Raw genomic sequence first — 17,176 nt, 5'->3', positions numbered from 1 at the left:
CGCGGGCTACCGTGGGTGGCGTGCACACCCCACCCGCCACGGACCCGGACGACGGGCCGGAGACCACTCCGGCCGCCGGCCGGCGCGCCCCGCTCGCGTCCCGCGTCACGGCCTGGCTGAACGACCCCGAGGACCCGTTCTGGTCCCGTCCCGCGCCCACGGCGGCCCAGCGGCGCAACGACGTGCTGGCCGCCCTGGGCTTCCTGCTGGTCGCCCTGCTGGCCTCCGTGCTGGTGCACAGCTACGCGGGGCTCGCGGACGGGGACGAGCCCTGGCGGTTCTACCTCAGCACCGTGCTCATCGTGGTGCCCCTCGCCCTGCGCCGGCGCTTCCCGCTGCCGGTCGTGGTCGCGTCCTCCGCGCTGTTCCTGGGCCTGACCTACGCCAGTCCCACGGCCGCCCTGACGCTGCCCTTCCAGGGCGCCTACTTCGCGGCCCTCTACGCCGCCGTCGCCTGGTCGCGCGACCGCCAGGCCCTGTGGGTCGCGATGTCCGTGGTCGTGGGGACCATGGGCCTGTGGCTGCTCGGGGCCTTCACCGTCACCAACGCCTACGCGGACTTCCTCACCGGCCTGGGCGAGGTCGACGGGCCGCTGCCCCAGCTGCCGTCCTACGCGGTGTTCACGCTGCTCGTGAACGCCGTGTACTTCGGCGGGGCGGTGCTCGCCGGGCGCGCGTCCTGGCGGGCCGCGCTGCAGCAGCACCGCCTCGCCGCGCAGGCGCAGCGGATCCGGGAGCAGTCCCAGGAGATCGCCCGCCGTGCCGTCGTCGACGAGCGGCTGCGCATCGCCCGGGAGCTGCACGACGTCGTCGCCCACCACGTGTCCGTGATCGGCATCCAGGCCGGTGCCGCGCGCAAGGTCCTGAGCCGTGACCCGGCCGCCGCCACCACCGCGCTGCGCACCATCGAGGCGTCCAGCCGGACCGCGGTGGGGGAGCTGCGCCAGCTGCTCGGAGTGCTGCGCGCCGAGGGCGAGGACGGCCCCCCGGGCCCCGGCCGGGGCACGTCCGCCGCGGCGCGGCGGCCCGACCCCGGCCTGGCCGACATCCCCGACCTCGCCCGGCTGCACGCCGACAACGGGCTCGCGGTGGACGTCCGGCTGGTCGAGGACGTCCCCGGTGACCTGGACAGGATCCCGCCGGCCCTCGGCCTGTCGGCCTTCCGGTGCGCCCAGGAGTCCCTGTCCAACGTGATCCGCCACTCGACGGCCACCACGGCGTCCGTCACCCTGCGCACCGGCCGCGGCCCGCAGGGGCCGTGGTTCGAGCTCGAGGTGCTCGACGACGGCTCGGCCCGCCCCGGCACCGCCGGCACCGGCTTCGGCCTCCAGGGGCTGCGCGAGCGCGTCCGCCTGCACGGCGGGGAGGCGGAGATCGGGCCGCGGACGGGCCGGCCCGGCTGGCGGGTGCGCACCCGCTGCCCCCTGCCTCCCGGCGGCACCGGCCCGGGAGCCGCCGAGACCGACGTCCGCGCCCCCGTCCGCGCCGCTGTCCCGGACACCGGCGGGAGTCTGCGAGGATCGGGGGCATGATCCGCGTCCTGCTCGCCGACGACCACGCCCTCGTGCGCTCCGGCTTCGCCATGGTCCTGTCCGTGGAGGACGACATCGAGGTCGTCGCCCAGGCCTCCGACGGCGCGGAGGCCGTCGCCGCCGCCCGCGACGAGGCCGTGGACGTCGCCCTGCTCGACGTGCAGATGCCCGTCATGGACGGGATCGAGGCCACCCGCCGGATCGTCGGAACGGGGTGCGCCAAGGTCGTGATCGTCACCACGTTCGACCGCGAGGACTACCTCTTCGACGCGCTCGCCGCGGGGGCCAGCGGGTTCCTGCTCAAGAACGCGGACCCGGACGACCTGGTGGAGGCCGTGCGCGCCGTCGCGGGAGGCCACGCGCTGCTCGCCCCCGAGGCCACGCTGCGCGTGATCCGGGCCCTGACCACGGACGCGCCGGCCCCGGCACCCGTCCCGGAGGCCGCTCCCGCACCGCCCGGCCCCGGGCAGCGGCGGATCCTCGACTCCCTCACCGAGCGGGAGCACGAGGTGCTGCTGCTCGTCTCGGACGGGCTCTCCAACGCCGAGATCGCCCAGCGGCTGTTCCTCGGGTCCGCCACCGTCAAGACCCACGTGTCCAACATCCTCGCCAAGACCGGCTCCCGGGACCGGGTCCAGGCCGTCGTCTTCGCCCACCGGGCGGGCCTGGTCGGCTGAGCCGGCTCCGCCCCGCGGCGGAGGCCACCGGGCGGAGCCCGGCCCCCCGGGACGCACGCCCTCCGCCCGGGTGGGGATACCCCGGGACCCCGGCGTTCGTAGGCTGGGGGACGAGCCGCCCGCCACCCGCCGGGCGGACGCGCCGGCCGAGAGGACCCCGGGCACATGAGCACCAGCACCGCACCCACGGCGACCACCACCCGCTTCCGGGGCCGCCCCGGGGGACACGTCCTGGAGGCGCGGGGGCTGAGCCGGTCCTTCGGGGGCCGGGCCGTGGTCCAGGACGTCTCCTTCCGGGTGGAGCCCGGCCGGATGACCGGATTCGTCGGCGCGAACGGGGCGGGCAAGACCACGACCCTGCGGATGCTGATGGGCGTGCTGCGGGTCTCCTCGGGGGAGGTCCTGTGGAACGGCCGGCCCGCCACCGCGGCGGACCGGGCCGGCTTCGGCTACATGCCCGAGGAGCGGGGGCTCTACCCCAAGCAGCCCGTCCTCGACCAGCTCGGCTACCTCGGCCGGCTCCACGGGATGGACCGCGGCGACGCCCTCGCGGAGGCCGGGCGGCTGCTGGAGCGCTTCGGCCTGGCCGCGCGCGGGAAGGACAGGCTGGAGTCCCTCTCGCTCGGCAACCAGCAGCGGGTGCAGGTCGCCGCCGCGCTCCTGCACGGACCTACCGCCCTGGTGCTGGACGAGCCGTTCTCCGGCCTGGACCCCGTGGCCGTGGACTCCATGGTCGAGCTGCTGCGCGAGCACACGGCCCAGGGGGTGCCCGTGCTCTTCTCGAGCCACCAGCTCGACCTCGTCGACCGGCTCTGCGACTCCCTGGTCGTGCTCTCCGGCGGCCGGGTCCTGGCCGCCGGCCCGGCCGACGAGCTGCGCCGCACCGGCCCGCGCCGGCACCGGCTGCGCTGCGAGCAGGACGCCGGCTGGGTGCGGGACCTGCGGGGCGTGCGCGTGGTCGACGTCGACGGCCCGGCCGCGGTGCTCGAGCTCGAGGACGCGGCCGCCCGCCGCCGCGTGCTCGAGGCCGCCGTGCCCCGCGGACTCCTGGAGTTCGCCGAGATCGTCCCCTCCCTGACCGACGTCTACCGCGAGGTCACCCGATGAGCCCCCGCCCGCCCGCGGCCCGCCCGTGGTGGATCGTCACGGCCCGCGAGATCTCCGTGAAGCTGCACGACCGGTCCTTCCTGCTCTCCACGGTGGTCACGGTGCTCCTCGTGGCCGGCTCGATCGCCGGCTCCGCCCTGCTCGGCGGCCGCGCCGCCGACCACGTGCTGGCCACCGCGGCCCCCGAGGCCGGGCCCGTCGCGGCACGGGCCGCGCAGGCGCTGGCCGACAGCGGGGACGACACCCTCACGGTGCACTCCGCGCACTCCCGCGACGCGGCCCGCCGGGCGGTGGCCGACGAGTCCTCCGACGCCGCGCTGCTGCGGGGCCTCGACGGGTGGACGGTGGTCGGCAAGGACGACGTCGACCCCGGGCTCGCCCGGGCGCTCGAGCAGGCGGTGGCCGAGGAGACCCTCGCGGCCAACGCCCGGGCGGCCGGGACGACCGCCGAGGAGCTGACCGCGGGCGCCGAGGTGCGCACCGAGCTGCTCTCCGGCAGGCAGGACCGCGGCCCCGTGCGGCTCGTCATGGGCTTCGTCTTCGCCTTCCTGTTCTACCTGGCCGCGATCCTGTTCGGCATGGCCATCGCCAACTCGGTGCTCGAGGAGAAGCAGAACCGGGTCGTCGAGATCCTGGCCACCGCCGTCCCGGTGCGGCAGCTGCTCTACGGCAAGGTGCTCGGCAGCTGCCTGCTCGCCTTCGGGCAGCTCGGGCTCTACGCCGCGGTCGGCCTCGTCGGGGTCAACGTCACGGGGGCCGCCGCGGACGTCGGCTGGGTCCTCGCCGCCTCCGGGTGGTTCGTGGCCTTCTTCGTGGCGGGCTTCGCCGCGCAGGCCTGCGTCTGGGCCGTCCTCGGCTCGCTGGCCTCCCGCTCCGAGGACCTCCAGACGAGCAGCGGGCCGATCCTGACCGTGCTCGTCGGGGCCCTCCTCGTCGGCCTCTACGCCGAGGGGGCGTGGCTCACGGCCGCGTCCTTCGTGCCCGTCGTCTCCTCGGTGGCCATGCCCGTCCGGATGCTGGCCGGCGGCGTGGCCTGGTGGCAGCCCGTGCTGTCCCTCGCGCTCGCCCTCGCCGCGGCCTGGGTGCTGCTGCGCCTGGGGGAGCGGATCTACCGGCGTGCCGTGTTCCAGGGCGGGCGCTCCCTCACGTGGCGGGAGGCCTCGCGGCTCGAGCAGTGAGCGGGTGCGCGCCGTGGTGCCCCGGACTTGACGGCGTCTGGCATACTGGACGGGTACTCGATGCGTGCGGTCCCTCTCGCCGCACGTTTCTCGTGTCCACAGAACCCCTGTGACCGGCCCGCCCCACGGGAGCGAGACCAGGGCGTTCACCTCATCCAAGAACCAGGAGAGTCCACACCAGTGGCTGTTAAGATCCGTCTCAAGCGCATGGGCAAGATGCGCGATCCCCGTTACCGCGTCGTCGTCGTCGACTCCCGCAAGAAGCGCGACGGCCGCGTCATCGAGGAGATCGGCAAGTACCACCCGACCGAGCACCCCTCCTACATCGAGGTCGTCTCGGACCGGGCCCAGTACTGGCTCGGCGTCGGCGCCCAGCCGTCCGAGGCCGTCGCCGCCATCCTGAAGGTGACCGGCGACCTGCAGCGGTTCAAGGGCGAGGAGGGCGCCGAGGGCACCCTCCGGCAGCCCGAGCCCAAGAGCGAGTTCGTGGCCCCGGACAAGGGCTCCGTGATCGTCCCCGAGGCCATCACTCCCAAGGGCGAGAAGGCCGCGCCGGCCGCCCCGGGTGCCGAGTCCGACGACGCCCCCGCGGCTGACGCCGAGAAGGCCGAGTAGTCATGCTCGCCGACGCGTTGGAGCACCTGGTCCGCGGCATCGTGGACAGCCCCGATGACGTCGACGTCCGTGTCAAGAGCGGGCGCCGGTCGGAGACCCTCGAGGTCCGGGTGCACCCGGACGACCTCGGGCGGGTCATCGGCCGCCAGGGCCGCACGGCCAAGGCGCTGCGCACCGTCGTCGGCGCGCTCGCCGAGGACGGCCCGGTCCGGATCGACGTCGTCGACACCGACCGCACCCGCTGAGGCGCGCACCGGGCGCCCCGGCGACCGGTCCCGCCGACCGCACGGTCCCCGCATCCGCACCGGATGCGGGGACCGTCGGCTTTGCGGCCCCCGCCGGCCGCCACCGCACCCCGTTCCCGCGGCCACCCGGCCGCCGACCCCCAGGAGCACCATGAAGGTCCAGGTCGCCCGCGTCGGCAAGCCCCACGGCATCCGGGGGGAGGTCACCGTGCAGCTGTTCACCGACGCCCCGGAGGAGCGCTTCGCCCCCGGCGCCCGGCTGCTGCTCGAGCCGTCCGTCCCCCTCGCCCCCGCGGGCGTGGTCACCGTGCGCGGGGCGCGCTGGAACAAGGCCGTGCTCGTCGTGGCCCTCGAGGAGGTCCCCGACCGCAACGGGGCCGAGACCCTGCGCGGCGCCCGGCTCTTCGCCGAGGCACCGGAGGAGGACCCCGGGTCCGACGAGTGGTACGAGCACGAACTGGTCGACCTCGAGGTGCGCACCGGGCCGGAGGACGGCTCGGGGCCGCGGATCGGCGTGGTCACCGGGCTGCGCACCCTGCCGGTCCAGGACCTGCTGGAGATCGAGCTCGACGAGGACCGGCGCGAGGCCGTGCTCCCCTTCGTCGAGGAGATCGTGCCGGTCGTCGACCCCGAGGGCGGCTTCGTCGTGGTGACCCCGCCGCCGGGGCTGCTCGAGCTCGGCCGCGAAGGGGGACCGGCCGCCGGCGGCGAGCACGACGGGTCCGGGGGCGGGGACTCCGGCTCCGGGGCGCCGGAGGACGGGCGCTGATGCGCATCGACGTCGTCAGCATCTTCCCCGAGTACCTCTCGGCCCTCGACCTCTCGCTCATCGGCAAGGCGCGGCAGCAGGGCCTCCTCGAGCTGACCGTGACGGACCTGCGCGAGCACACGACCGACCGGCACCGCACCGTGGACGACACCCCCTACGGCGGCGGGGCCGGGATGGTCATGAAGCCGGAGCCGTGGGCCGCGGCGCTCGGCGCCGTCCTCGAGCGCAGCCCGGCCCCGGCCGCCGGCCACGAGGTCGGCGGCGAGGCCGGCGGCGAGCGTCCGGTGCTGGTCGTCCCGTCCCCGGCCGGCGCGGTCTTCACCCAGGCCACCGCCCGCGAGCTGGCCCTGCGCGAGCACCTCGTGTTCGCCTGCGGGCGCTACGAGGGCATCGACGAGCGCGTCGTCGACTGGTCCCGCGAGCACTTCGACGTCCGTCCCACGAGCCTCGGCGACTACGTCCTCAACGGCGGCGAGGTCGCCGTGCTGGCCATGGTCGAGGCCATCGGGCGGCTCGTGCCCGGCGTGGTCGGCAACCCCGAGTCCCTCGTGGAGGAGTCCCACGCCGACGGCCTGCTCGAGTACCCGGTCTACACCAAGCCCGCCCTGTGGCGGGACCGGCCGGTCCCCGAGGTCCTGCTCTCGGGCCACCACGGCCGGATCGCGCGCTGGCGGCGGGACCGCCAGCTGCAGCGGACCGCCGCCCGCCGCCCCGACCTCCTCGCCTCCCTCGACCCCGCCGGCCTGGACCGCGCGGACCGCGCCGTCCTCGCCGAGGCCGGCTGGACCGTCTCGGGTGCTCGCCTGGTGCGCGCCGGGGACGACGCCCCCGGGAAACCTGTGGCATAATGTTCAGCTGTGTGTCTGCTGGGCACGCCCCTGCCGCAGGGGGATGAGCGACCAACAGCCGGACACCCGGGAACCCCGCACGGGGGCCCCGTCACCACGTCTTGCGGATCCCGCACCCGGACCGGGCACCTGCCCGCCGCCACCACGGATCCGTGCCGACCCACGTGAGCGACCTGCGGCGTTCACCAGGAGAGCCACCATGAACCTTCTCGACCAGCTCGACGCCAAGTCCATGCGCAGCGACGTCCCCGACTTCCGGCCGGGCGACACCCTCAACGTGCACGTCAACATCGTCGAGGGCAACCGCTCCCGTGTGCAGGTCTTCAAGGGCTTCGTCCTCGGTCGCCAGGGCGCCGGCGTGCACGAGACCTTCACCGTCCGCAAGGTCTCCTTCGGCGTGGGCGTGGAGCGCACCTTCCCGGTGCACTCCCCGGTCATCGACAAGATCGAGGTCGTCACCCGCGGCGACGTCCGGCGCGCGAAGCTCTACTACATGCGCGACCGCCACGGCAAGGCCGCCCGCATCCGCGAGAAGCGCGACAACACCACGGCCAAGTCCTCGAAGTCGGGCAAGGCCGTCAAGTCCGGCAGGTCCGGCAAGTAGGACGCCGCGCGTCCGTGCCCACCGGAACCCGCGCACGGGACCCCCGCACCACCGGGTCCCACGCCGTGCGGCGAGAACGCCAGCCCCGAGCTCGGGGCTGGCGTTCCGTCGTCCTCGCCCTCCTGGCGGCCGTGCTGGTCACCGGGCTGCTGCGCGCCGTGGTCGTGGACGTCTACTGGATCGGCTCGGACTCGATGCAGCCCACCGTCGAACCGGGGGACCGGGTGCTCGTCGGCAAGCTCGTCGACACGACGGAGCTCGAACGGGGCGACCTCGTGGTCTTCGACGGGCGGGGCAGCTTCGCCCCGCTGCGCAGCGACGACCCGTGGCCCGTGCAGGCCCTGCAGACCCTCGGGCGGTGGAGCGGGCTCACCGGCTCGGACAGCGTGTACCTCAAGCGGGTCGTCGGCGCCCCCGGGGACACCGTGGCCTGCTGCGGTCCCGGCGGTCGTCTCGAGGTCGACGGCGAGGAGATCACCGAGGACTACGTCCTGGACGGCGACCGCCCCAGCGAGGTCGAGTTCTCCGTGGTGGTCCCCGAGGGCCGTCTCTGGCTGATGGGCGACCACCGTTCGGTCTCCGTGGACTCGCGCCATCTGCTCGGCGCGCCCGGTGGCGGACTGGTCCGAGCGGATAAGGTCATCGGAGAACCCCTTGCTGTTCTGTGGCCCTGGGACCGGGCCGGGCAGCTCTGACGCGATCCGCACGGATCCGGATCCGGACGCCCACCGGCGTCCGCCCAGGAAGGACGAAGCCAGTGGCCGACAGGACCCAGCCCGCCGGCGACGGCGTGCCCCAGGAGAACCCCGGCGACGCCGCCGTTCCCGTCCCGGCGGCGTCCACGGCCGGCGCGGAGCGCTCCGCGGCGCCCGCCGACGGCCCCGGGGACGGCCCCGAGGACGCACCGGAGCCCGTGTCCCGGCGCGGCGGCCGCCGCGCGGGGGGCAGGCGCGCCCGCAAGCAGCGCCCCGACACGTTGTGGGGCTCGGTGCGGGAGATCCTCCTCGTGCTGGTCTGGGCCGTGCTGATCGCCTTCGTCGTGAAGACCCTGCTGGTGCGGGGCTTCTACATCCCCTCCGGCTCGATGGAGAACACGCTCCAGCTCAACGACCGCATCTTCGTGAACGTGGTCGAGCCCACGTTCGGGCCCCTCGAGCGCGGCGACATCGTCGTGTTCGAGGACGCGAAGGGCTGGCTGCCCCCCCAGCCCGACAGCGGCGGCGGGCCCACCGACGCCGTCTACGACGCCCTGGCCTTCGTGGGCGTGCTGCCCGACCGCACGGACCAGCACCTGATCAAGCGGGTCATCGGGGTCGGGGGCGACACCGTCGCCTGCTGCGACGCCTCGGGCCGGGTCACGGTCAACGGGGAGCCCCTCGAGGAGCGGGACGCCTACCTCTACCCCGGGTCCGCGCCCTCGGAGCTCGAGTTCGAGGTCCAGGTCCCCGAGAACCACTACTTCGTCCTGGGCGACCACCGGGACGCGTCCGCCGACGCCCGCGTCCACCTGGCGGAGATCGCGGAGAACGGCGCCTTCATCAGCCACGACGACGTCGTGGGCACCGCGTTCGTCATCGCCTGGCCGCTCGACCGGTTCCAGCTGCTGCAGAACCCGGGCGAGGTCTTCGCGGACGTCCCGGACCGGTCCGCCGGTGGCTCCTGAGCCCCGGCGGGTCCGGCGCACGCCGCCGCCGCGGGGCCGTGCTCCCGGGCTCGACGTCGAACGGTCCCTGGCGGGGCCGGACGGGCGCCTCGTGGGCGGGATGGACGAGGTGGGCCGCGGGGCCCTCGCCGGACCGGTCACCGCCGGAGTGGTCGTCCTGCGCCCGGGCACCGAGCGCGGCGTGCCCGGGCTGCGGGACAGCAAGCTGCTCAGCCCCGCCCGGCGCGAGGCGCTCGTGCCGCGCATCCTCGAGTGGTGCGCGGCCGGCGGGGTCGGCCACGCCTCGCCGCAGGAGATCGACGGGCTCGGCCTGACGGCCGCGCTGCGCCTCGCCGGGCGCCGGGCGATCGCGGCGGCCGCGCAGCGGGGCGCGCTGCCCGACGTCGTGCTCCTGGACGGCGGCCACGACTGGCTCTCCGGACCCGGTGCGGGCACGCTGTTCGACGGCTTGGACGGCTTGGACGGCTTGGACGGCTTGGACGGCTTGGACGGCTTCGACATCGACGCCGGCCCCGGTTCCCGCCCCGACCCTGACCCCGCCCCCGGTCCCGCGGGGGAGGGGCCCCGGGCGCCCGAGTGGACGGGGACGGTCGTGACCCGCGTCAAGGCGGATCTGGCGTGCGCGTCCGTCGCCGCGGCGAGCGTGCTGGCGAAGGTGGAGCGGGACCGGATCATGGGCGAGCTCTCGAGCGGATGGCCGCAGTACGGTTGGGAGAGCAACAAGGGCTACGGCGCCGACCGGCACCGCCGGGCCCTCGCGGAGCACGGGGCCACGCCCCACCACCGGCTGAGCTGGCGCCTGACGCCGGCCGCGGCCGGCCCGAGCAGGACCGGAGAGGGGACGACATGAGCGCCGAAGAGCTCGAGAACTTCGAGACGGACCTCGAGCTGCAGCTGTACCGCGAGTACCGGGACGTCGCCGGGCTCTTCCAGTTCGTGGTGGAGACGGACCGGCGCTTCTACCTGGCCAACTCCGTCCGGATCGAGCCGGTCGAGACGAAGAACGGGCTCTACTTCGACGTCGAGCTCAAGGACGCGTGGGTGTGGGACGTCTACCGCTCCGCACGGTTCGTCAAGCACGTCCACGTGATGAGCTTCAAGGACGTCAACGTCGAGGAGCTCGCGCACACGGATCCGTTCCCGGTGCCCGGCGCCCCCGGACCCGCGGACCCCGCGGCCTCCTGACCCGTCCGGTGCCCGCCGCCGGATCCGCGGAACCCGCCGCCTCCTGATCCGCCCTGCACACGGCGCCGCTGCTGCCGCGGCCGGCCGCCGGCGCGGCCCACCATGGGAGCCCGGCCCGGCTCCCGCCGGGGCCCGTCGGGAAGGAGGCGGCCCGTGTCCGAGGAGCTGGGAGCGCGCGGCGAGCGGCTGGCGGCGGCGCACCTCGAGGCACGGGGCTACCGCGTGCTGGCGCGCAACTGGCGCGCCCTCCCGTCCCGGGACGGCCTCCGCGGCGAGGCCGACCTCGTCGCGGAGCACGACGGGCGGGTGGTCGTCGTCGAGGTGAAGACCCGGTCGAGCCTGCGTTACGGGCATCCGCTGGAGTCCATTACGCGGCAGAAGATCGTGCGCCTGCACCGCCTGGCGGCCGCCTGGGCCCGGGCTCACGGCCGCGACCCCCGGGTGATCAGGGTCGATGCTGTTGCAATTACTTTCGCACACGACGGGGTGCCGGAGATCGAGGTCCTGCGGCAGATCCAATGAGACGCGCCGCGCCGCGCCCCGCGTGACATGCCTCGTGGGACGTGCCAATGTTGGACCGTCGATGACCGGGAGAACGACGGAGGTGTGCTGTGGTCGCTGCGGGACCGCTCGCCGCTCCACGACGCGCCGCGGCTCTCGCGGCAGCTGTCTCGCTGACCGCCACGGGGTGCGGTGTGCTGAAGGCCTCCGAGCCCGAGGCGATCGCGCAGCCGGGCACCGTCACCACCGCGCCGAGCGGTCTCAGCCCGGGTCCCTACGCCCTCACCACCGAGGAGGGCGCCGTCATCACCTTCGACCTGCCCACGGTGCCGGCCCCGGACGACGAGGTCGAGCAGCTGCGGCAGGACCTGCACGTGGAGCCGGTGACGTACGTGGAGCTGCACATCGACAACACCGAGGGCACGCGCACCGTGCAGATCGACGACCTCAAGGTGATCAGCCACGAGGGCGGCCAGTTCCCGTTCGAGCCGGCCGCCGAGGTGCTGTCCGACTGGGACCCGAACCGCTCCGGGGAGGGCGGCTTCTGGACGGCCGACGGCTCGCTCCTGGAGCCCGAGGAAGGTGCCCGGCTCGATGTCCGCACGCACGAGCTGATCGCCCAGTACACCGGTGCCGTCCCCGCCGGCAGCACCGGCCGGGAGCTCATGATCGGCGACTTCGAGAGCCTGCCGCGCAGCTTCGACGACGTCGAGCTGTCCCCGTACCCGAACGACCGGGCCCTGGATCCCGCCCCCGTGGGGCACGGTCCGGCACAGCGCCAGTTCCGGGCCGGCGTGCCGAGCCCCGCACCCCGGGAACGGCTCGAGGCGGAACCGGCCCCGGCAGCCCCGGCGGCCCCGGCGGCCCCGGAACCCGCCCGGCCGGCCGCTCAGCAGCCGGCGGCACCCGCCACGGCGGAGCCCGCACCGGCACCCGCCGCCGAGCCCGGCTACGTACCGGACTGCACGGACCCGTCCCAGCCGTCCGGGCCCGCCCAGCAGGCGGCCTGGACCACGGCCTGCGCCCCCGTGGCCGAGCCGACGGCGGGCCCGGCACCGCCGCCCGCACAGCAGCCCACGGCCGAGCCGACGCCCACGCCGTCCCCCGCCCCCACGACCGCCCAGCCGCCGGTGGACACGATCCCGCCCGCCGGGAACAACGACACCGGCGGGGTCGCGACCCCGGAGCCGGACGGGGACGGTGCCACCGCCGGCGCGACGGCCTCGCCCTCGCCGAGCCCCACCGGACGCCGGAACTGGCCGCCGAGCCCGTCCCCGACGCCCACACCGGCACCCACGGCCGCGACCGTGGCGCCGACGACCGCTCCGTCGACCACCGCTCCGTCGACCACCGCCACGGCGGAACCCTCGCTCCCCAGCGGGACCGAGCAGGTCTGATCCGGCGCTGCTGTCCACTGCCGGGCATGCAGGGCTGACGCTCGGCGCCCGGCCCGCCCAGCATGGGGACCAGGAGGTTCCCATGCACCGTCGCCGTGACGTCCCGCCCACCGCCCCAGCCCGCCGCCCACCGGGCCCGTCCGCACGCACCGCGGAGGTGCGCTGATGGGCTTCGCGCGCACGTGGGCCGTGGCCCTGGTCGGGCTCGACGGGTCGATGGTGGAGGTCGAGGCGGACATCGGCCAGACCCTCCCGGCGTTCTCCATCGTGGGCCTGCCGGACGCGGCGCTCAACGAGGCCAGGGAGCGGCTGCGGGCAGCGGCGCGCAACAGCGGGATGCCGCTGAGCCCCCGCAAGCTCACGGTCAACCTGACCCCGGCGACCCTGCCCAAGCGCGGGTCCCTCTTCGACCTCGCCATCGTGATGAGCGCCCTGCAGGCCGCCGGGGGCGTGCCCCCGACCGGGCGGACCGTCTTCCTCGCGGAACTGGGGCTCGACGGGGCGCTGCGCCCCGTGCGCGGGATCCTGCCGGCCGTCATGGCGGCCGTGCGCGCGGGGCACGAGGGGATCGTCGTGCCGGCGGCGAACGCCGCGGAGGCGGGACTGGTCCCCGGCGCCCGGGTGCAGGGGTTCGGCTGCCTCGCCGAGGTGCTCGCCGCCGCGGGAGCCGATCCTGCGGGACTGCGCCGGCCGGCACCGTCCGGCTCCGGTCGGGGCGCGCCGGGCGCTGCGGGGGCCGACGGGGCCGGGGCGGATCGTGCCGGGACGGACCCCGTCCCGCACGCCGCGCCCGACCTCGCCGACGTCGCCGGACAGGCCGACGGCCGGCTGGCCCTGGAGATCGCCGCCGCGGGAGGGCACCACCTGCTCATGGTCGGCCCGCCCGGATCCGGCAAGACGATGCTCGCCGAGCGACTCCCCGGGCTGCTGCCGGACCTCGAGGACGACGCCGCGATGGAGGTCACGGCCGTCCACTCGCTCGACGGGGCCGCAGGGCGGTGCACCGCCCTGATCCGCCGGCCGCCGTTCGAGGCCCCGCACCACACGGCCTCGGCGGCCGCCCTGTTCGGGGGCGGGGCCGGCATCCCGCGGCCGGGTGCGGCCTCCCGGGCGCACCGCGGCGTCCTGTTCCTCGACGAGGCCCCCGAGTTCGACCGCGGGGTGATCGACGCCCTGCGCCAGCCCCTCGAGAACGGCCGGGTCACGATCGACCGGTCCGCGGCCTCGGCCGTCTACCCGGCCCGCTTCCAGCTGGTGCTCGCCGCGAACCCCTGTCCGTGCGGTCGGTCCGGGGGACACGGCGCCGACTGCACGTGCACCCCGCGGGTCCGCCGCGGCTACTTCGGCAAGCTGAGCGGCCCGCTGCTGGACCGGGTGGACCTGCAGATCTCCGTCCCCAAGGTGTCCTACGGCGAGCTCGCCGCCGGGGCCGGGCAGGGGGAGACCACCGCGGAGGTCGCCGTGCGCGTCACCCGCGCGCGGGCCGCGCAGGCGGAGCGCCTCCGCGGCCTGGGCCTGCGCACCAACGCCGAGCTCGGGGGCAGTCTCCTGCACGGTGCCCTGCGGCCGCCGCGCGCGGTCACCGCGCCGCTGGAGCGGGCGATGGACCGCGGCTCCCTGACCGCCCGCGGTCATCAGCGGGTGCTCCGGGTCGCCTGGACGCTGGCCGACCTCGAGGGCCGCGGCGCGCCCGTCCTCGACGACGTCGACACCGCGCTGTACTTCCGCTCCCTCGTGCCGGCCTGAGCGCCGCCGCGTCCCCCGCCCGCGACAGGAGGATCCCGCCGTGCACCCCACCCCGCCCGCTCCGCGCCCCGACCACGACCCGCTGCTGCTGGCCCGGGCCGGCCTGTCCCGGCTCGTGGAGCCCACGGACCCCACCGCGATGCTGCTCCTCGCGGCGCTCGGACCGGTCGCCGCGCTCGAGATCGCCACCGGAGCACGCCCCATCGGCGCCGCGGAGCACCCGGTGTTCGTCCGGGCCGCGGCGGAGGCCGGCTACGGTCCCCGGCAGGTCGACCTCCGGCGCGCCCTGGCCCGCTGGGGACCCCGGGCGGCGGAGCTCGACCCCGCCGAGGACCTGGCGGCTGCCACGCGGGCCGGGGCGTGGTTCGCGGTCCCCGAGGACCCCGACTGGCCCGCGGCGCTCACCGACCTGGGCCTGTACCGGCCGGTCGGCCTGTGGGGCCGCGGCGACCGACGGCTCCTCGGGTTCCCCGCCGCCCGCGCCGTCGCCGTCGTCGGCTCCCGCGACTGCTCGACCTACGGCCGGCACGTGGCCCTGGACCTCGCCGGCGCCCTGGCCGCCCGCGGCTGGACGGTCGTCTCCGGCGGCGCCCACGGCATCGACGAGGCCGCGCACTCCGCCGCGCTGGCCACCGGCACCGCGCACCCCGCCACGGTCTCGGTCATGGCGTGCGGGATCGACCGCCTCTACCCGCCGGGCAACCGGGAGCTGCTCCGCCGGGTCGAGGCCGCCGGCCTGCTCCTGGCCGAGGTCGCCCCCGGCTGCACACCCAGCCGGTACCGCTTCCTCCAGCGCAACCGGATCATCGCGGCCCTTTCGGCCGGCACGGTGGTGGTCGAAGCACGGTGGCGCTCGGGCGCCCAGAACACCGCGCACCACGCCGACGGGCTGAGCCGGCCCGTGGGCGCGGTGCCCGGCAGCGTCCACGCCGACACCTCCGCAGGCTGTCACCGGCTGCTGCGGGAGGGCACCGCCGTCCTGGTGACGGATATCGACGAGGTGCTCGAGCTGATCCAGCCCATCGGCACCGCAGCGGTCCCGGAGCGCCCCGGCCCCGTCTCCGTCGTCGACGGGCTCCCGGACCGCGACCGGGTGCTCCTCGACGCCCTGCCCCTGAGGTCGCCCAGCCGCCCGGACCACCTGTCCCGCGTCGCCGGGCTGTCCGTCCGCGAGGTGCTGGGCGGACTGCGGCGGCTCGAGGAGCGCGGCCTGGCGGAGGGGTCGGGGCAGGGCTGGCGCCGCCGTGGCTAGACTCGCCCCATGACGTCCGACGCCGCCCCGCTGCCCACGGCCGTGGTCCGCGCCCTGGAGCGGTACGCGGACCACCTGGTGCACGAGCTGGCCCGCAGCCCCAGCACCGTGCACGCCTACACGGGCGACCTCCGAGCACTCTTCGGCTGGCTGCACGCCCGGTACGGGGTGGCGACGCCGGCCGCCGTGGACCTGGACATGCTCCGCGCGTGGTTGGCCGCCCGGCACGCCGAGGGGGCGGGCCGGGCGTCCATGGCCCGCTGGACCGCGTCCGTCCGCGGGTTCTTCGGCTGGGCCGCCGCCACGGGCCTCGTGGGCACCGATCCCAGCCTGCGCCTCGTGGCCCCCCGGCGCCGGCGCCACCTCCCGGACGTCGTGCCCGCCGACGGGCTGCGGGAGCTGCTCGACGACCTCGGGGCGCGCTCCACCGCGCCCGGGACGGGCGGGCCGGAGGCCGCGCTCGCCGCCCGGGACCGCGCCCTCCTCGAGCTGCTCTACGCCACCGGGGCCCGGGTGGGGGAGCTCACCGGCGCCGACGTCGACGACGTCGACCGTTCCCGGCGCGTGCTCAGGGTGCTCGGCAAGGGCGACAAGGAGCGCACCGTGCCCTTCGGCGGACCCGCCGACGAGGCGCTGGGGCTCTGGCTGGCCCGGCGGCCGGTCCTCGCGGCCCCGGGCAGCGGGCCGGCGCTGTTCCTCGGCTCCCGGGGCGGGCGCATCGACGCCCGGCAGGTCCGGCGGGTGGTGGAGCGCGAGCTCGGCACCGTCGCCGACACCGCCGCGCGGGGTCCCCACGCCCTGCGGCATTCGGCGGCCACGCACCTCGTGGACGGCGGCGCGGACCTGCGCACGGTGCAGGAGCTGCTGGGCCACGCCTCCGTCGCGACCACCCAGATCTACACGCACGTGTCCGTGGACCGCCTCGGCTCCGTCTACCGCCAGGCCCATCCCCGGGCCTGACGTGCGCTCGGGCGCGGATCCCGGGGACAGCACGGGACCCCCGGGTTGACGCCCGTGGAATGTTTGCAGTTGAATGAGTGGCGTATTGTACTCGACGTCCCGGACACGGCAACGGGCACGGCACCGGGCGGGACGACGGGTGCGGCACCGGTGCGACCGGACGCCGTGCGGGCCTCGAATCCCCGCGGCGGCACGGGAGACCGGACAACAGCATCGTCCGGGTGCGGCACGCCCGCCGCGACCCGGTGGGTGGGACCGCTTCCGTGCAGGGCGTTGGGGAAGACGTACCTACACGACGGAGGAACAGGTCATGTCTTCACCCACCACGCGCGGAGTGCTCTACGTGCACTCGGCTCCGCGAGCCCTGTGCCCGCACATCCAGTGGGCGCTGGAGTCGGTCGCGCGTCAGCGCACCGAGCTCGAGTGGACCCAGCAGAACGCCGAGCCCGGCTCGGTGCGCGCCGAGCTGGAGTGGTCGGGGCCCGCCGGGACCGGCGCCCTGCTCGCCTCGGCGCTGCGCACGATGGGCCGCCTCCGGTTCGAGGTCACCGAGAACCCGTGCCGCGGCCACGACGGCGCCCGCTGGTCCTTCACCCCGGAACTCGGGATCTTCCACGCGACCACCGACGCCGCCGGCAACATCATGGTCTCCGAGGACCGGATCCGCTACGCCTACGAGACGGCGGCCGGCAATCCGCTGCTCGTCGTCAACGAGCTGTCCCTGGCCCTGGGCGAGGCCTGGGACGAGGAGCTCGAGCCGTTCCGGCACGCCGCGGAGGGCGCCCCGGTGCGCTGGCTGCACCGCGTCGGCTGAGCCGCCCCGGTCCCGCCCCGCCTCCGGGGGAGGGGGCCGCCGCGCGCGAAGGGCCGTCCCGCGAGCAGCGGGACGGCCCTTCG

Annotated in this window: 19 protein-coding genes; all 19 read left to right on the top strand. The window is 75.9% G+C overall.

The window, feature by feature from the left end:
- Positions 1-20: 20 nt before the first annotated feature.
- The 19 genes from AVL61_RS12285 to AVL61_RS12195 all read left to right on the top strand — a co-directional run bounded on the left by AVL61_RS12285 (position 21) and on the right by AVL61_RS12195 (position 17,093).
- On the top strand, positions 21-1,532 hold the full coding sequence (locus AVL61_RS12285) for a sensor histidine kinase (RefSeq protein WP_157571416.1): 1,512 nt from the start codon (positions 21-23) through the stop codon (positions 1,530-1,532).
- Positions 1,529-2,209, top strand: a complete 681-nt coding sequence (locus tag AVL61_RS12280) for a response regulator (protein ID WP_058874615.1) — start codon at positions 1,529-1,531, stop codon at positions 2,207-2,209. The genes AVL61_RS12285 and AVL61_RS12280 overlap by 4 nt, the downstream gene beginning before the upstream one ends.
- Before the next feature lie 165 nt (positions 2,210-2,374).
- Positions 2,375-3,316 carry an ABC transporter ATP-binding protein gene (locus AVL61_RS12275; RefSeq protein ID WP_082697134.1) on the top strand — a complete coding sequence of 314 codons (942 nt, stop codon included), beginning with the start codon at positions 2,375-2,377 and terminating at the stop codon, positions 3,314-3,316.
- Positions 3,313-4,494 carry an ABC transporter permease gene (locus AVL61_RS12270; RefSeq protein ID WP_058874614.1) on the top strand — a complete coding sequence of 394 codons (1,182 nt, stop codon included), beginning with the start codon at positions 3,313-3,315 and terminating at the stop codon, positions 4,492-4,494. Before AVL61_RS12275 ends, AVL61_RS12270 begins: the two co-directional genes overlap by 4 nt.
- A 180-nt stretch (positions 4,495-4,674) precedes the next feature.
- The gene (rpsP, locus tag AVL61_RS12265) at positions 4,675-5,109 is read left to right on the top strand and encodes a 30S ribosomal protein S16 (protein WP_058874613.1); all 435 of its coding nucleotides are present in this window, start codon (positions 4,675-4,677) and stop codon (positions 5,107-5,109) included.
- Between the two features lie 2 nt (positions 5,110-5,111).
- Positions 5,112-5,354 carry an RNA-binding protein gene (locus tag AVL61_RS12260; protein WP_017833757.1) on the top strand — a complete coding sequence of 81 codons (243 nt, stop codon included), beginning with the start codon at positions 5,112-5,114 and terminating at the stop codon, positions 5,352-5,354.
- Between the two features lie 151 nt (positions 5,355-5,505).
- Positions 5,506-6,123: a ribosome maturation factor RimM gene (gene rimM / locus AVL61_RS12255; RefSeq protein ID WP_058874612.1), complete on the top strand. Its 618-nt coding sequence runs from the start codon at positions 5,506-5,508 to the stop codon at positions 6,121-6,123.
- Positions 6,123-6,971 (top strand): tRNA (guanosine(37)-N1)-methyltransferase TrmD, encoded by an 849-nt coding sequence (gene trmD, locus AVL61_RS12250; RefSeq protein ID WP_058874611.1) that lies wholly within the window; start codon positions 6,123-6,125, stop codon positions 6,969-6,971. Before rimM ends, trmD begins: the two co-directional genes overlap by 1 nt.
- A 199-nt stretch (positions 6,972-7,170) precedes the next feature.
- The gene (gene rplS / locus AVL61_RS12245; protein ID WP_058874610.1) at positions 7,171-7,575 is read left to right on the top strand and encodes a 50S ribosomal protein L19; all 405 of its coding nucleotides are present in this window, start codon (positions 7,171-7,173) and stop codon (positions 7,573-7,575) included.
- A gap of 14 nt (positions 7,576-7,589) precedes the next feature.
- The gene (lepB, locus tag AVL61_RS12240) at positions 7,590-8,270 is read left to right on the top strand and encodes a signal peptidase I (RefSeq protein ID WP_082697133.1); all 681 of its coding nucleotides are present in this window, start codon (positions 7,590-7,592) and stop codon (positions 8,268-8,270) included.
- Between the two features lie 62 nt (positions 8,271-8,332).
- Positions 8,333-9,238, top strand: coding sequence for a signal peptidase I (gene lepB / locus AVL61_RS12235; protein ID WP_231738405.1), 906 nt, complete (start codon positions 8,333-8,335; stop codon positions 9,236-9,238).
- Positions 9,228-10,088 (top strand): ribonuclease HII, encoded by an 861-nt coding sequence (locus AVL61_RS12230; protein WP_058874609.1) that lies wholly within the window; start codon positions 9,228-9,230, stop codon positions 10,086-10,088. Before lepB (AVL61_RS12235) ends, AVL61_RS12230 begins: the two co-directional genes overlap by 11 nt.
- Complete coding sequence (locus AVL61_RS12225; RefSeq protein WP_058874608.1) at positions 10,085-10,423, top strand: DUF2469 domain-containing protein; 339 nt, start codon at positions 10,085-10,087, stop codon at positions 10,421-10,423. The genes AVL61_RS12230 and AVL61_RS12225 overlap by 4 nt, the downstream gene beginning before the upstream one ends.
- 153 nt (positions 10,424-10,576) lie before the next feature.
- Positions 10,577-10,945 carry a YraN family protein gene (locus tag AVL61_RS12220; protein ID WP_082697132.1) on the top strand — a complete coding sequence of 123 codons (369 nt, stop codon included), beginning with the start codon at positions 10,577-10,579 and terminating at the stop codon, positions 10,943-10,945.
- A gap of 89 nt (positions 10,946-11,034) precedes the next feature.
- Positions 11,035-12,321, top strand: coding sequence for a hypothetical protein (locus AVL61_RS12215; protein ID WP_157571415.1), 1,287 nt, complete (start codon positions 11,035-11,037; stop codon positions 12,319-12,321).
- Positions 12,322-12,486: 165 nt separating this feature from the next.
- The gene (locus AVL61_RS12210; protein WP_058874605.1) at positions 12,487-14,067 is read left to right on the top strand and encodes a YifB family Mg chelatase-like AAA ATPase; all 1,581 of its coding nucleotides are present in this window, start codon (positions 12,487-12,489) and stop codon (positions 14,065-14,067) included.
- A 40-nt stretch (positions 14,068-14,107) separates the two neighbouring features.
- Positions 14,108-15,319, top strand: a complete 1,212-nt coding sequence (gene dprA / locus AVL61_RS12205; protein WP_058874604.1) for a DNA-processing protein DprA — start codon at positions 14,108-14,110, stop codon at positions 15,317-15,319.
- 9 nt (positions 15,320-15,328) lie between these two features.
- On the top strand, positions 15,329-16,279 hold the full coding sequence (locus AVL61_RS12200; protein ID WP_058874603.1) for a tyrosine recombinase XerC: 951 nt from the start codon (positions 15,329-15,331) through the stop codon (positions 16,277-16,279).
- A gap of 310 nt (positions 16,280-16,589) precedes the next feature.
- Positions 16,590-17,093 carry a DUF3145 domain-containing protein gene (locus AVL61_RS12195; protein WP_058874602.1) on the top strand — a complete coding sequence of 168 codons (504 nt, stop codon included), beginning with the start codon at positions 16,590-16,592 and terminating at the stop codon, positions 17,091-17,093.
- The last annotated feature ends 83 nt before the right edge of the window (positions 17,094-17,176 follow it).

Source organism: Kocuria rosea subsp. polaris, assembly GCF_001483755.1.
In the GTDB taxonomy this organism is placed as follows: Bacteria; Actinomycetota; Actinomycetes; order Actinomycetales; family Micrococcaceae; genus Kocuria; species Kocuria cellulosilytica.
Note: the sequence above shows the minus strand (reverse complement) of the source record. Positions and strands in the feature narration are given on the sequence as shown.

Excerpts from the sequence above, each read along its gene's own strand:
- AVL61_RS12280 (WP_058874615.1), top strand. The coding sequence starts at position 1,529 with ATGATCCGCGTCCTGCTCGCCGACGACCACGCCCTCGTGCGCTCCGGC.
- rimM (WP_058874612.1), top strand. The coding sequence starts at position 5,506 with ATGAAGGTCCAGGTCGCCCGCGTCGGCAAGCCCCACGGCATCCGGGGG.
- AVL61_RS12210 (WP_058874605.1), top strand. The coding sequence starts at position 12,487 with ATGGGCTTCGCGCGCACGTGGGCCGTGGCCCTGGTCGGGCTCGACGGG.
- AVL61_RS12260 (WP_017833757.1), top strand. The coding sequence starts at position 5,112 with ATGCTCGCCGACGCGTTGGAGCACCTGGTCCGCGGCATCGTGGACAGC.
- rplS (WP_058874610.1), top strand. The coding sequence starts at position 7,171 with ATGAACCTTCTCGACCAGCTCGACGCCAAGTCCATGCGCAGCGACGTC.
- AVL61_RS12275 (WP_082697134.1), top strand. The coding sequence starts at position 2,375 with ATGAGCACCAGCACCGCACCCACGGCGACCACCACCCGCTTCCGGGGC.
- trmD (WP_058874611.1), top strand. The coding sequence starts at position 6,123 with ATGCGCATCGACGTCGTCAGCATCTTCCCCGAGTACCTCTCGGCCCTC.
- AVL61_RS12270 (WP_058874614.1), top strand. The coding sequence starts at position 3,313 with ATGAGCCCCCGCCCGCCCGCGGCCCGCCCGTGGTGGATCGTCACGGCC.
- AVL61_RS12195 (WP_058874602.1), top strand. The coding sequence starts at position 16,590 with ATGTCTTCACCCACCACGCGCGGAGTGCTCTACGTGCACTCGGCTCCG.
- AVL61_RS12225 (WP_058874608.1), top strand. The coding sequence starts at position 10,085 with ATGAGCGCCGAAGAGCTCGAGAACTTCGAGACGGACCTCGAGCTGCAG.
- AVL61_RS12200 (WP_058874603.1), top strand. The coding sequence starts at position 15,329 with ATGACGTCCGACGCCGCCCCGCTGCCCACGGCCGTGGTCCGCGCCCTG.